The following is a 14,658-nucleotide window of genomic DNA, read 5'->3' on the forward strand; positions in this document are numbered from 1 at the left end:
TAACCGCACTTTTAAATTTTGAAACTGTTTAAACGATTGGTCGCTTTGACCATTCCATCTTTGAAAATCATTTCTATACAATCAGTCGCTTCATCTAGCACTTTTTCAAGTGCATCGCGATCTGCTGGTGATGGTTTATTTAAGACATAACCCGCCACTAAATCACGATGGCCAGGATGACCAATGCCAATACGTAAACGATAGAAATTATTGTTATTGCCTAGTTGCGCCACAATATCTTTTAAGCCATTATGTCCACCGTGCCCGCCACCTTGTTTGAGTTTAGCTGTGCCGGGTGGTAAATCTAATTCATCATGAATCACTAAAATTTCTTCATGTTTAATACGATAAAAACTTGCCAATGCCCCAACTGCTTTACCGCTTAAATTCATAAAAGTTGTTGGTACTAAAAGGCGAACTTCTTTTCCATTCACTAAAGTGCGGGCAGTTTTTCCGAAGAATTTACTTTCTGGATTTAGCGAAACGTTAAAACGACGTGCCAAGCGTTCAATAAGCCATTCGCCTGCATTGTGGCGTGTATCGGTATATTTATCGCCAGGATTACCTAAACCAACAATGAGTTTTATTTCTGACATTTTTATTTGATGATGTAAAAAATAGTGGCGTATTGTAGCGAAAAAGAGAATGTTTTGAAAGGATAGTCTGTATTGCTAAAGACTGTTATATCAAAGAAAACCCGCTCAAGTGAGCGGGAGATTTGATTAATGGCGACGTTTTAAAAAGAAGAGGGCAATAGTGGAAATTAAGAGGACAAATCCAACACCAATATATAAATTTTGTTTTTCCCAACCACTATCTAAAAGTTTACCTGCAACAGTAGGGGCTAAAATTGCACCAATACGCCCAACACCGATCGACCAACCTACACCAGTACCACGAATATCAGCATCATAGGTGAGTGGATTTAATGTATATAATCCGCTAATACATCCATTCATTAATGCGCCAACAAGAATACCGAATACCATTGCTAACCATAAAATAGAGGCTGAACTAATAAATAACATCACCGATGCAGAAGATAATAGGGTAAATAAAATTAATACAGAACGGGCAGTCCAACGACTTGCAAGTAAACCATAAATTAATGCGCCACAGGTTCCACCTAGTGAGATCATCATGCCTACACTAACACTTTGTTCAGTGGTCATTCCAGCCTCTTTTAGTAGGGCGGGTGTCCATGAGCTGACAAAATAGAAGCTGAACATAATGGCAAAGAACGAAGTCCAAATTAATAAGGTTGAACGCAAGTATTTTTCGCTGAATAACTGAGTAATAGGTAATTTAGTTTTTGTTTTTTCTATTTTAGATGGTAATACCCATCCTTCACCTAAACCAATTTTTTGAGCTATCATATTTAAGCGCATTTCTGCATTTCTAGGCTGCTTGTTCGTTAAGAAATCAATTGATTCGGGTAACCAAATAAGCAAAATAAGAAAGCATAAGGCGGTTAAAATCGCTCCTGCTAAAAAGACGGAGCGCCAACCATACTCACTTTGTAGCATAACAGAAAACATTCCACCCAATACGGCACCAATACCAAAACCCGCAGCGTACACACTAATGGCAAAACTACGCCATTTTTTTGATGAATATTCACTGGTAATCACATTGGTTCCAACTAAAATTCCACCTACACCAAGGCCTGTAATGACTCGCCAGAAACCGAGCATTTCATATTGGGTAATAAATGCTGAACCTAACATACCAACAGCTGATAAAAATACCGCAATTAAAAGTAATGGGCGGCGACCGATTTTATCTGCTAGTGGAGCAAGGAAAAGTGATCCTGCCGTCATGCCAAATAAACCCGCACTTAATAAATAACCTAACTCTATGCCAGATAGACTAAATTCGCCACGAATGGCCGTTGCAGTAAAGGCAAGTGCGAGGACATCAAAGCCATCTAATAAGTTCATAATGGCAGCCATTACGACAATTAACCATTGATAACCGCTCATAGGGCTTTGTTCAATTTTTTCTCGAAGAGAAAGAGAATGTTGTGTCATTATTGTTCCTTTTTGTTGTTATAAAAAATCATGTGCATATTGCTATATTAGAGGTGCGCAGCAGTAAGTTTTTGCAGTTTTCGTAAAATTATATTTAGCACAATGCCATAAGCTGGCACAAATAGCATAATACCGACAAATAGCTTAAATAAATAATCGACAAAACCAAGTTGAGCCCAGTGTTCAGCCATAAATGGATCGGCACTTTCATAGAATGCAACGCTGAAGAAGACGAACGTATCAGCCATGGAGCCAAATGTCATTGAGCTAGTTGGTGCTATCCACCATGTTTTTAATTGGCGTAAACGGTTGAATACGATGACATCTAATAATTGTCCAACAACATAAGCGGCGAAGCTGGCAATTGCGATGCGAAATACAAATATATTAAATTGGGTTAATGCGTTAAAGCCTTGGAATTGGCTTTCGGAAAATAAAACAGAGACAACATAACTGACAATTAATGCCGGAAACATAACAACGAAAATAATTTTCCGCGCATCTTTTGCACCAAATACGCGCACTGTGAGATCTGTTGCTAAAAATATAAAAGGAAAAGTGAGGGTTCCCCAAGTGCTATGAAAAGAAAAATCATTGTCTGCACCAAGTGCGGTTAATTTTAACGTTATTTCGAAAGGAACCTGCACAAAATAATTGCTGGCTGCAATGATCAGAATATGAAAAAAACTTAGCCAAATAACGGCTCGATATTTTTGTTGTGCATTAAAGATTGGTGTATTTAATTTCATTTTGTACCTTTTTAAACTAAGAATCGGGGTGAGGGAACCCGAGATGTTCAGATGAGGCGGTAGATAATACGCAGATTTATTTGGATTGCAAGATAGTATCAGCGAAATAGCATGACAAAATTTTTCATTTTTTCTATGAAATTTATTACTTGACATAAAATACAAAAAAAAACGATAATTTTTATCAATTATCTACTTAAGGAAATAATATGAAAAAAACTAAATTTGCATTACTGCCTTTATCTGTTTTTATTGCAACTGTTAGCTATGCAAATCAGACCGAATCTTTAGATGAAATTAAAATTACTGCTGAGAATCAGGTAAAACAATCACTTGGTTCTTCTCTTGTTACTGCAAAAGATTTAGAGAAACGCCCAGCGACAAATGATATTTCTGAAGTATTACGTACCATGCCTGGCGTGAATTTAACGGGTAACTCTTCTACTGGACAACGTGGTAATAAACGTCAAATTGATATTCGTGGTATGGGGCCTGAAAATACATTGATTCTAGTGGACGGAAAACCTGTCACCTCTCGTAATGCAGAACGTTATGGTGTGCGTGGTGAACGTAATTCCCGTGGCGACAGCAACTGGGTACCGGTTGAAGCAATTGAAAAAATTGAAGTATTACGTGGTCCTTCAGCAGCACGCTATGGCTCAGGTGCAATGGGTGGGGTAGTTAATATCATCACTAAACCTGTTACCAATGATTTACACGGTAGCTTAAGCTATTACACTAACCAGCCAGAAGACAGCGATGAAGGTGCAACGAACCGTATCGGTTTTAATCTAAGTGGTGCGTTAATTAAAGATGTATTGCAATTCCGCTTATATGGTAACTGGAACAAAACACAAGCGGATGAAGTCGGTATTAATGGCGATCCTGCGATTGCTGGTCGTGAAGGCGTACGTAATAAAGATATTAATGGCCGTTTAGTGTGGAATATCAATGAGAAAAATAAATTAACCTTGGATTCTGGTTTCAGCCGTCAAGGTAATATTTATAACGGTGATACACAAAATAGCTCAGCAGGGCTTTATAATAATAAAAACTATCCTGAAACCAAAACCTTGGCAGGAAGCAAAGCTGAAACCGCTCGTTTATATCGTCAGAACTATGCTTTAACCTATGAAGGTAAATTCGATCATTTCGACAATAAAACCTATATTACTTTTGATAAAACTAAAAACAGCCGTTTACCAGAATATTTAGCAGGTGGTCCAGAAGGCAGTTATTCGAGTACATCAGCTTTTAGCGATTCTATTCTTAAAAATACGCGTTTTAGTTCTGAATTCTATATCCCATTTACCTTGGGCGTAGATCATATGCTGACAGTTGGTTTTGAAGGTGCACATAGCAGTTTAGATGATGACGCTTCTATGACACAGTTACTTGGTGGACGACGAGATAAAAAGACAGGGAAGGTACTTTATGATTTGAAAGAACGCCTACCAAGCGGTATCTCAAATGTACGAGGAGGTCATAGTAGTCAAACTGAATGGGCTGTATTTATTGAAGATAATATTTCAGCAACCCAATCTACTATTCTAACGCCATCTTTACGTTATGATTACAACAGTTATTCTGGTTCTAATGTAAGCGGTGGATTAAACTTCTTACAAAGCCTCAACGATGATTGGAAAATCAAAGGTGGGATTGCAAGAGCTTATAAAGCACCGAACCTTTATCAAACTAACCCAAATTACTTGTTGTTTACCTTAGGTCAAGGTTGTCCAACGAATGTACCAAATAATAAAACTTGTTATTTCCAAGGTAATAGCGACATTAAACCAGAAACCAGCTGGAATAAAGAAATTGGAATTGAATATGATAAAAACGGACTTCTTGCTTCTGTGGCTTACTTCCGTAATGATTATCGTAATAAAATCGTATCTGATGGTGAATTTATCGGTTTAACCAACTTAGGTAACTATGTGTATAAATGGGGTAATGCAAACCGCGCAGTGATTGAAGGTTTTGAAGGTAATCTGACATTACCATTAATCCAAGATAAATTAAACTGGGTGAATAACTTCACTTATATGCATAAAACTAAAAATAAAGATACAGGTAATCCGCTTTCTATCGTGCCGAAATATACCTTGAATTCAAGCTTAAGTTATCAAATTACAGATAGTTTGGATGCAATGTTAACTTATACGCAATACGGTAAACAAAAATCCCGTAAAAATCCGGAAAATCGTATGGAAAATGGTAACAATAAATACGTTAATCAGCTTGCTGGCTCAGAAGATATTGGTAGCTATGCAGTTTGGGGATTAAGTGCAGGTTATAATTGGAAAGACACAGTCAGCATTCGTGTTGGCGTAAGTAACTTATTTGATAAACGCATTTATCGTTCATCAAGCAGTACAAATTACAATGCCCATACTTATAACGAACCTGGTCGTGCTTATTACGCAACAGTAAAATATACTTTCTAAGTAAGAAAAGATGATTCAAGCCCTGTTTATACAGGGCTTTTTTATATGTAGCCAACTTAGACAACAAAAACGCAAAGAAATCTTGACTTGATTTTAAGGTTAAATGATAATTGTTTTTGTTTAAATGTGAAAAAGGTGTACATAATGAAGAAAGCACATTTTGCCTTATTGCCACTTGCTGTGTTTATTGCAGCGAATGTCCAAGCTGAAGAACAATTAGATGTGATCAATGTTGTTTCTGAAAATAGCGGAGCAAAAAGTAAAACGAATGTGATTACGACAAAAACAATGGAGCGTAGCACTGAGACTGAATTAAAAGGTTTATTAAAAGATGAACCAGCAATTAATTTTGGTGGCGGTCGTGGTACATCACAATGGTTTACAATTCGTGGTATGGGATAAGATCAAGTTGATGTGAAAATTGATGGTGCTTATACCGATGCACAATTATTCCATCACCAAGGTCGTTTTATGTTTGATCCCTCCTTATTAAAACGTGTTGACGTGCAAAAAGGGACAGGTTCAGCAAGTGCTGGAATTGGAGCTACAAGCGGTGCAATTGTTGCAGAAACAGTTAGCGCAAAAGATTTGCTCAAAGAAGGACAAGATATCGGTTTCAAAGTTAATGCAGGTGTAAGTTCAAATAGTGGTTGGTCTAAAGGTGCGACTGTTTATTCTAAGGCTGGTCCGCTAGATGCGTTAATTTCTGGAAATTGGGTTAACGAAAATGACTACAAGGGTGGTCATAATTTTAGCAATTTAGAGGGGAGTAAAAAAGTTCAGAACAGTTCATTGCATCAACGTGGTTTACTCGCCAAAGTTGGTGTGGATATTACAGAAGAACAGCGTCTTGAATTAAGTCATCGTCAAGAGCGCCATCATGGTGTTCGCGCACTTCGAGAAGAATTTGACTTTTCGCAAGATTGGTTAACCGCTAGTGCCAGAAATGGTAATCCACCAACCCTTACAAAGGAACAGCGAGCAAATGGCTATACTTTAAGCCAAGAAGGGAATACTTGGTATGTTTTAGATCGTAATGGTAACAAAATTATAAATAATAGTAATAACGCCCCTCGTTATCGTATTACACAAAATGATACGACAAATTTAGAATGGACTGGCAAGAACATGGGCTTTGTGACGAATGCTAAAGCCAATGTGTATCATTCTGTGATTAATCGTAAAGAGCCAAGTGAGAATTCAAAAACACGTTTAATTGCTAATGGGGCAAATTTAAATTTAGAAAGCGCAGTGGGACAGTCTCATCTTATTAAATACGGTGTTAATTATCGTGATCAAGAGGGTAAACCTAATTCTTTAACCGTACAAAACGGTGTTCAAATGAAAACCCAAAAGAAACGTGATGTAGGTGTTTATGTGGAAGGTATTTGGGGCTTAGGTGCTTTTACCTTAACAACTGGATTACGTTATGATCACTTTGATTTCCGAGCAATGAATGGCAAAAAATCGCATAAGGGAAGCGTAAATCCGAGCGTCGGTTTAATTTATGAAGTGAATAATGATCTAAGCTTTAATGCGAGCTTAAACTATGCAACACGTAGTCCTCGTTTCCATGAAGTGATGTTATCTTCAGGTGAAACGCGAGGTCAAACAGCCGTTTATTCAATTGCATCGAATATCAAACCGGAGAAATCACGCAATGCAGAAGTGGGTTTCAATTACAAACTTGCTGATAATTTCTCTTTAAACGGTAGTTATTTCTGGCAAACTGTAAAAGATACACATGCATTTACACAAATACGCCCGGGTTTTTATGAAATTCAAAATGCAGGCAAACTAAAAAATCGCGGGTATGAAGTCGGTGCGGCTTATAAATATGAAGGTTTAACATTACGTGCAGGTGTAGCTTATAGTAAACCTGAGTTAGATGGTAGAACAGTAGATAGCACCGTGACCGCTATCCCGATTGGACGTACTTGGACAACTGGCGTATCTTATCGCTTCACTCAACCTGATATTGAAATTGGCTGGAAAGGTCGCTTTGTACAACATACCAGTTATGACGCAACAACAAATAACCGTGGCGGCGGTGCAACAACCACTAAACGTCCAGGATATGGGGTAAGTGATTTCTATATTACATGGAAACCAGCTGAAAATATTAATGTAAATCTTGCTTTAGATAATGCATTTAACAAATATTATCGAAGCCACAGCCAACGTGCAGGTGTGTCAACATTGCCTGAACCTGGTCGTGATATTCGCTTTAATGTAAATTATACATTCTAGATTAATTATTCAATACTCATAACTATCTGCACCTCAAGAGTCTTAACTTAGGAAACTTTTGAGGTGCAGATTTTTTATTATTGAAGCATAAAAATTTTATCGCAAACGTTTGCTTAACCTGTTAAAATCAATTTAGATTTTATTTCTCCAATATCTCAATAGGAAAAAATAGTGAGTAAACCATCATTAAGCTATAAAGATGCCGGTGTAGATATTAATGCTGGCAATGCCTTGGTTGACCGAATTAAACCGGAAGTAAAACGCACAACACGGCCAGAAGTCATTGGTGGATTAGGTGGGTTCGGTGCCCTATGTTCAATTCCAAGTAAATATAAAGAACCTATTTTAGTTTCTGGCACAGATGGAGTTGGTACGAAGTTACGTTTAGCAATTGATTTAAAAAAACACGATACTATTGGTGTAGATTTAGTTGCTATGTGTGTGAATGATTTAGTTGTGCAAGGTGCCGAACCGCTGTTTTTCTTAGATTATTATGCCACGGGTAAACTTGAAGTAAATATAGCTACTGATGTTGTGAAAGGTATTGCTGATGGTTGTGTAGAGGCTGGTTGTGCTTTAGTGGGAGGGGAAACAGCTGAGATGCCTGGCATGTATCACGAAGGTGATTATGATTTGGCTGGCTTCTGCGTAGGTGTAGTGGAAAGATCTGAAATAATTGATGGTAGTCAGGTACGTCATGGAGATGCTTTAATTGCATTAGGCTCTAGTGGACCACATTCTAATGGGTATTCTTTGGTACGTAAAGTTATTGAGGTTGCAGATGTTAATCCAGCGACAACGCTGCTTGAAGGAAAGCCATTGAGTGAACATTTACTTACTCCAACAAAAATCTATGTGAAATCAGTATTAGCTTTAGTTAAACAAGTCAATGTTCATGCTATTGCGCATTTAACTGGTGGAGGCTTTTGGGAAAATATTCCTCGTGTTTTGCCCAAAAATGCTAAAGCGGTTGTCTGCGAAAAAAGTTGGCAATGGCCTGTAATCTTTAAATGGTTACAAGAAAAGGGTAATATTGATACCTATGAAATGTACCGCACTTTTAATTGTGGTGTTGGAATGGTAATAGCTTTACCTCAAGATCAAATTGATACAGCATTGGCGATATTAAAACAAGCCGGTGAGAATGCATGGTTAATTGGCCACATAGAAGATGCTAAAGAAAATGATGAAAAGGTTGTAATCTTATAGCATATTATTATTCGGGTTTAGGGGCAGATTTTATATCTGCCCTTATGTTTTAGATATTAAAACTGAAACTTATTCAGTACTATTTTATCGATAATATTATGAAAAAAATCGCCGTTCTAATTTCTGGTCAAGGTAATAATTTACAAGCGATAATTAATGCTTGCCAAACACAGCAAATACCCGCGGAAATTGTTTGTGTTATAAGCAATAAAGCAAATGCTTTTGGTTTAATTCGGGCTCAAAGTGCGGGTATTTTTTCACGTGTTTTTTTACGCAATAATTTTGAGAGCAATTTGGCAATGGATCAATCTATTGCTGATGAGTTGGATAAATTTGATGTTGATTTAATTGTGCTGGCTGGTTATATGAAAATCCTGACACCTGAGTTTATACAACGTTTTGAGGGAAAGATTATTAATATTCATCCTTCACTTTTACCTAAATATCCGGGCTTGAATACTTATCAAAGAGCTTTAGACGCTGGCGATAGAGAACATGGTACGACAGTACATTTTGTCAATGAGGAAGTTGATAATGGTGCCATTATATTACAAGCCAAGGTGCCTATTTTTGATAATGATACGGTGGAAGTTATTGAAGCTCGTACTCGTGAACAGGAATATCGTATTTATCCGATCGTGGTGAAATGGTTTGTGGAAAATCGTTTAAAGCTTCAAAATGGCGTGGCTTATTTAGATGATATTCCTTTACCAGAGCAAGGCTATGCAAATAATTAAAAACGACAGAGTTTATTCTGTCGTTTTATGTATTAGTAGCCTTCTTCTTGCATATTAGGTAAAAATTGAGCTTCTTGGATCCGCTTTACTTGAGTGTAGATTGAACCATTTTTATGTAGCTCAATTTCACGCCAACCCGGTTGTAGATTATCTAGTGTAAAATGATGGCTATCCGGTTTAAACTGGATACTTGTGGCGGGTGTCGCCATCACTTGGTAGCCATTCCAAATTGCATTAACTTCTTGATGAATATGCCCATATAAAATACCTTTTACATTGCTAAATTTCCCAAGTACTTCTGCCAGTTCATGTGAATTGCGCAAGTTATGTTGATCAAGCCAAGCAGAATTTGTTGGCAATAAGTGGTGATGTAGAACTACCAACGTATAGCGATTAGTATGTTGTGCAAGTTTTTCTTCTAATAAATTTAATTGGTGTTGGCTGAGCTGACCATGAGGAACACCATAAACTTGACTATCCAATAATAATACTTGCCAATATTTACCCAACAAAAGATGCTTTGCACTTTCCATAGGTGTCTTGTTTAGGTGTTCTACCATTTTAGGTTGAAAATCATGGTTACCTGGTATCCAAAAAATAGGTTTATTTAGAGGCGTCACCATTTCTACAAAGCGGCGGTATCCCTCATCACTCCCATCTTGAACCAGATCACCAGTAGCAAGGATAATATCAAATGTATTATTTTCTTGTTGGATTTCTTTTAATACTTGAGTGAAGCTTGCTTGTGTATTTACCCCCAAAAGGGCAGTTTCTTCTTCTTTGAATAAATGCGGATCAGTAATTTGTAATAATTTTATGATAGATTTCTCTGTTTGATAGACAAAGGTATTTTTCATCGATGCCACCTAATTACGTAACCAACGTTTTTGTAATTGAGCATAATTTAATTGAAGCCACTGCAATCCAATGACCGCAATGCCGTTATCAATTTTCCCCTCGCACATCCATTGATACGCTTGCTCGCGCTTTACAACATGTACGCGAATGTCTTCATTCTCATCAGCCAAGCCGTGAATGCCTTTTGCCTGTGAGCTGTCTACCTTTCCAACAAATAAATGAAGCCTTTCTACCGTGCCACCTGGGCTATCCCAAACACTTAAGCAATGAGTTAAATTTTTTACGGTTATTCCTGCTTCTTCTTTGCTTTCACGTAAAGCGACTTCCTCTGGTTTTTCACCTTTCTCCACCATACCCGCAATTAATTCGAGTAACCAAGGTGAACGCATGGGTTCTGGGTGATAAGCTGCACCAATACGTACTTGTTCAACTAAAACGACAGAATCAGCTTTAGGATCATAGGCAATAACTGCAGAAGCTGCACCTTTAATGAGTAACTCTCGCGTGACAATCTTGCTTTCACCACCAGCAAATAGCTTATGTTTAAATTGAATTTGTTTTAGCGTGAAAAAGCCTTTATATAGCGTTTTTTCCGCCACAATTTCCATATCTTCTTGACTAAATTGTTGAATGTCAGACATCTTTTTCTCCAATACTTCGCTGGAGATAATACGCTTAAAAGCTGATAAAAAAAATAGAACGGGCTTACTTTTTACTGAAAGTTTGAAGTGAGTCACAAAATATTATTAGGTATTGAGCAGAAAATATTCATTGATAATCACCTTTCCTGTTTTTGAGCGTTATCTAGAACAGACAGTAAAATTCAGACTATAGAATGTGGTAAAGTGTGATAGATAGTGATAGAATCAGACGTGCTATGCAGCTTTTTTCTCGGTGTATGTTTTTTTATTGTCTATTTCGTGGTGCGACCAGCCTATAAAATAGTTGCAAGTTGATAAAAAATACATACACTAACCGCTCTTTTATGAGTTAAAACCAACAAAATAGGAAAAACAAATGAGTATTGAAGAACGCGTGAAAAAAATCATCGTTGAACAATTAGGTGTTAAAGAAGAAGATGTTAAATCTGAAGCTTCTTTCGTTGAAGATTTAGGTGCGGACTCTTTAGACACAGTTGAATTAGTAATGGCTTTAGAAGAAGAATTCGATATCGAAATTCCAGATGAAGAAGCTGAAAAAATCACAACTGTTCAATCTGCGATTGACTACGTGCAAAACAATCAATAATTTCAAGTTGGGCGACTTTTAAGTCGCCTAATTTTTTTCAAAAATTTCTTTCTAATATCACCGCACTTTTCCCTTATTCCTGCATTGTAAAATTGATCTGAATTACCTTTTAATTCAATTCTTGCTCTAAAATTTAAAAAATATCTAGTTTTATTCCTCAAAAAGGGTATTATTTTTACAGTTTTTTTATTTTTGAGGTACTTATGCTTTATTTAGAATTTTTATTCTTATTATTAATGCTTTATATGGGAAGCCGTTATGGTGGTATCGGATTAGGCGTTGTGTCTGGTATCGGTCTTGCTATTGAGGTTTTCGTATTCCGTATGCCAGTGGGGAAAGTACCGATTGATGTAATGCTCATCATTCTTGCGGTGGTGACTTGTGCATCCGTACTTGAAGCTGCAGGCGGTTTGAAATTTATGTTACAGATTGCCGAACGTATTCTTCGTAAAAATCCAAAACGTGTAACTTTACTAGGTCCATTGGTCGTGTATTTATTAACGTTTATGCTTGGTACTGGCCATTCTGTTTACACAATTATGCCAATCATCGGTGATGTTGCATTGAAAAACAAAATCCGTCCAGAGCGCCCAATGGCAGCGTCTTCGGTGGCATCTCAATTAGCGATCACATCTAGCCCACTCTCTGCTGCAGTTGTCTTCTATCTAGGTAAAATTACAGCAATGCCTGGTTTTGAGCATATTAGTTTGTTAGATATTATTTGTGTAACAGTTCCTGCAACCTTAGCAGGTACGATAGCGCTTTCTTTATATAGTATGCGTCGTGGTAAAGAGTTAGAACAAGATCCTGAATATCAACGTCGTTTACAAGATCCCGTATGGAGTGAACGTATTTTAAATACCACAAGCACAACATTGAATGAAGCCCTTCCACAAGGTGCTAAAAAATCAGTTTATTTGTTTTTATTAGCATTGGTGGTGATTGTTGCGATTGCGATGATTCCTGAAATTCGTACTATCGGTAGCGGAAAAGCAATTTCCATGTCGCTAATCATCCAAATGATGATGCTTTGCTTTGGTGGTGTGATTTTACTTGCAACGAAAACGAATCCTCAAATCGTGCCAAATGGCGTAGTATTTAAGTCTGGTATGGTGGCCGCTATTGCGATTTATGGTATTGCTTGGATGAGTGATACTTACTTCCAATATGCAATGCCAGAGTTTAAAGCCGCGATTACTGATATGGTTCAAGCTTATCCTTGGACATTCGCATTGGCATTATTTGCAGTTTCTGTCGTAATTAACAGCCAAGCAGCAACAGCTGTAATGTTATTACCTGTTGGTATTGGTTTAGGTATTCCAGCACCAATCTTGGTTGGTTTAATGCCTGCAACTTATGCGTATTTCTTCATCCCAAATTATCCATCAGACATTGCAACAGTAAACTTTGACGTAACGGGTACAACGAAAATCGGTAAATATTATTTTAACCACAGTTTCATGGTGCCAGGTTTAATTGGGGTTGTTGTTGCTTGCTTGGTCGGTGTTTCTGTGGCGGAATTAGTGATTCGCTAATTTACACACAAACTAAATCCTTTTAATATAAAAGCACCTTTGAATGGTGCTTTTATTTTTATGACAACCTACATCGCCTACGGCAATATAAATCAACCTTTTTCTCTGGAATCCTTACCGGATGAACTGATTCCAGAAAATCTATATCAAATTGAAACGGATAGCTCGCGTGTTTTTCAGCGTCATCAGTGCCGTCGGCTTGCTCACTTATTACTTTTCCAACTTCTAAAAATCTCAGGAAAATCCACCGCACTTTTATCTCAAATTCAACGTACCGAAAGTGGCAGACCTTATTTTCTTGATGAGCGAATAGATTTTAATATTAGCCATTCTGGTAATTGGGTGGCGGTAATATTAGATATTAGAAATGAAGAAAAAAGTGCGGTGGGAATTGATATTGAATTTCCTAAAATAAGAAATTTTACGGCGTTGATGGAACATATTGCACCAAAAGAAGAAATTGATTGGTTTCATCATCAGCAGGATTCCTTGAAGTCTTTTTATCGTTGTTGGTGTTTGCGCGAAGCTGTATTGAAATCCCAAGGATTTGGAATCGTAAAATTATCCAATGTTCGTCATTTTCCTGAACAACAAAAAATTTTTTCAGATTATTGTCCTCAGGGGCAATTATGGTTTACTGATGAACTCCCTGTTTATTTAGCTGCTTTTGTCAATCATCAAGAAAAATTACCGCACTTTTATGAATTGAGTGGGGAACGATTGCAACTTAAAATACTACAAGAATTTAGCTTTTATCGTGTGAACTAGAGGGGCTATTATTATATTTAAAACCTCACCGTAACGAGCTGTAAAAATAGTGACTAAGCGCAAGAAATCAGTAAACAAATTAGTCTCATTAAAAAAGGGATTGATGATGCTTACGGCATAGGTAGTGAAAAAGGCATGGCGATTCTAGCGGTGACGGCGGCATTACAAGCGGCAGCACAAAACGATACCGCAGGCAGTCTTGTTGCATGATCCTATCAAATTCTCGGATCATGAGATGCTTGAAATGGGGCAAAAGGCTGTAGCTAAAGGATATAGTGATTTACTTGAGAGAAATAGATTAGATCCAAAAGCTTATCAAGATTCACAAAAAATTAACGGTATACAATTTCACTACTATATAAATACGGAAACTAAAGGAGTAACTAATGTTCACCCTAAATAACACGATTCCCAAGTACATTCCTATAGGAGCTTTCTATACACCTATTCTTAAAGAAGTTGTGCATGAAAATAATAAAATAGAACTTACTATAAGTGGGTATATTGACAATGTATATTATGAGGGAGATTTTTTAAAAGCTATCTATTCTGTTTTAGTAGAAAAGGATGGATTCTGTGAGGAGGGAGCAGATTGCTATTACCCTGATATGAATAGTCCGTTTCCAGAAGATCACTTTGAAGGGGTAAGGTTTGAGATTGGAGGCCTATGTGATCCTAGATATCAGGTTCATGTATCTGAAGAAATCTGCTTTATGTATTTTAAAAAGGCATGCAAACGTTTTTTGGAATTACATCCTGAAAAAGAATATGCAGAGTTTATTTATGATATTTTAAATAATTGGGAACCATCAAATATGAAATAAAAG

Annotated in this window: 13 protein-coding genes and 1 pseudogene; 9 read left to right on the forward strand and 5 right to left on the reverse strand. The window is 37.1% G+C overall.

The window, feature by feature from the left end; translation table 11 throughout:
* Positions 1–11: 11 nt before the first annotated feature.
* The 3 genes from pth to FE813_RS00430 all read right to left on the reverse strand — a co-directional run bounded on the left by pth (position 12) and on the right by FE813_RS00430 (position 2,779).
* Entirely contained in the window at positions 12–596 is a 585-nt protein-coding gene (pth, locus tag FE813_RS00420; RefSeq protein ID WP_139989045.1) for an aminoacyl-tRNA hydrolase, read from the reverse strand.
* A gap of 126 nt (positions 597–722) precedes the next feature.
* Positions 723–2,030, reverse strand: coding sequence for an MFS transporter (locus FE813_RS00425; protein ID WP_139989046.1), 1,308 nt, complete (start codon positions 2,028–2,030; stop codon positions 723–725).
* A gap of 47 nt (positions 2,031–2,077) precedes the next feature.
* Positions 2,078–2,779: a 7-cyano-7-deazaguanine/7-aminomethyl-7-deazaguanine transporter gene (locus FE813_RS00430; protein ID WP_139989047.1), complete on the reverse strand. Its 702-nt coding sequence runs from the start codon at positions 2,777–2,779 to the stop codon at positions 2,078–2,080.
* A gap of 209 nt (positions 2,780–2,988) precedes the next feature.
* Here FE813_RS00430 and FE813_RS00435 point away from each other — a divergent pair, with 209 nt between their 5' ends.
* The 4 genes and pseudogenes from FE813_RS00435 (at position 2,989) to purN (ending at position 9,422) form a co-directional block, all read left to right on the forward strand.
* Positions 2,989–5,226, forward strand: coding sequence for a FepA family TonB-dependent siderophore receptor (locus FE813_RS00435; protein ID WP_139989048.1), 2,238 nt, complete (start codon positions 2,989–2,991; stop codon positions 5,224–5,226).
* A 144-nt stretch (positions 5,227–5,370) separates the two neighbouring features.
* Positions 5,371–7,476 (forward strand): annotated as a pseudogene (locus FE813_RS00440) (TonB-dependent receptor domain-containing protein).
* 171 nt (positions 7,477–7,647) lie between these two features.
* On the forward strand, positions 7,648–8,685 hold the full coding sequence (gene purM, locus FE813_RS00445; RefSeq protein WP_139989049.1) for a phosphoribosylformylglycinamidine cyclo-ligase: 1,038 nt from the start codon (positions 7,648–7,650) through the stop codon (positions 8,683–8,685).
* A 98-nt stretch (positions 8,686–8,783) separates the two neighbouring features.
* On the forward strand, positions 8,784–9,422 hold the full coding sequence (gene purN / locus FE813_RS00450; RefSeq protein ID WP_139989050.1) for a phosphoribosylglycinamide formyltransferase: 639 nt from the start codon (positions 8,784–8,786) through the stop codon (positions 9,420–9,422).
* A 32-nt stretch (positions 9,423–9,454) separates the two neighbouring features.
* Here the strand turns inward: purN and cpdA are convergent, their stop codons facing one another.
* Together cpdA and nudF are read right to left on the reverse strand one after the other, a co-directional pair.
* Positions 9,455–10,279: a 3',5'-cyclic-AMP phosphodiesterase gene (cpdA, locus tag FE813_RS00455; RefSeq protein WP_139989051.1), complete on the reverse strand. Its 825-nt coding sequence runs from the start codon at positions 10,277–10,279 to the stop codon at positions 9,455–9,457.
* 9 nt (positions 10,280–10,288) lie between these two features.
* Positions 10,289–10,921 (reverse strand): ADP-ribose diphosphatase, encoded by a 633-nt coding sequence (gene nudF, locus FE813_RS00460; RefSeq protein WP_139989052.1) that lies wholly within the window; start codon positions 10,919–10,921, stop codon positions 10,289–10,291.
* A gap of 376 nt (positions 10,922–11,297) precedes the next feature.
* Here nudF and acpP point away from each other — a divergent pair, with 376 nt between their 5' ends.
* From acpP to cdiI, 5 genes are all read left to right on the forward strand, one after another.
* A complete protein-coding gene (acpP, locus tag FE813_RS00465) occupies positions 11,298–11,528 on the forward strand; it encodes an acyl carrier protein (protein WP_005627318.1) in 231 nt (76 codons plus the stop codon).
* 203 nt (positions 11,529–11,731) lie between these two features.
* A complete protein-coding gene (locus FE813_RS00470; protein ID WP_139989053.1) occupies positions 11,732–13,063 on the forward strand; it encodes an anaerobic C4-dicarboxylate transporter in 1,332 nt (443 codons plus the stop codon).
* Positions 13,064–13,123: 60 nt separating this feature from the next.
* Positions 13,124–13,831, forward strand: coding sequence for a 4'-phosphopantetheinyl transferase family protein (locus FE813_RS00475; protein WP_139989054.1), 708 nt, complete (start codon positions 13,124–13,126; stop codon positions 13,829–13,831).
* A 235-nt stretch (positions 13,832–14,066) separates the two neighbouring features.
* On the forward strand, positions 14,067–14,234 hold the full coding sequence (locus FE813_RS10420) for a hypothetical protein (protein ID WP_180978645.1): 168 nt from the start codon (positions 14,067–14,069) through the stop codon (positions 14,232–14,234).
* On the forward strand, positions 14,218–14,655 hold the full coding sequence (gene cdiI, locus FE813_RS00480) for a ribonuclease toxin immunity protein CdiI (protein WP_139989055.1): 438 nt from the start codon (positions 14,218–14,220) through the stop codon (positions 14,653–14,655). Before FE813_RS10420 ends, cdiI begins: the two co-directional genes overlap by 17 nt.
* The last annotated feature ends 3 nt before the right edge of the window (positions 14,656–14,658 follow it).

It is taken from the genome of Haemophilus seminalis (assembly GCF_006384255.1).
GTDB lineage: Bacteria > Pseudomonadota > Gammaproteobacteria > Enterobacterales > Pasteurellaceae > Haemophilus > Haemophilus seminalis.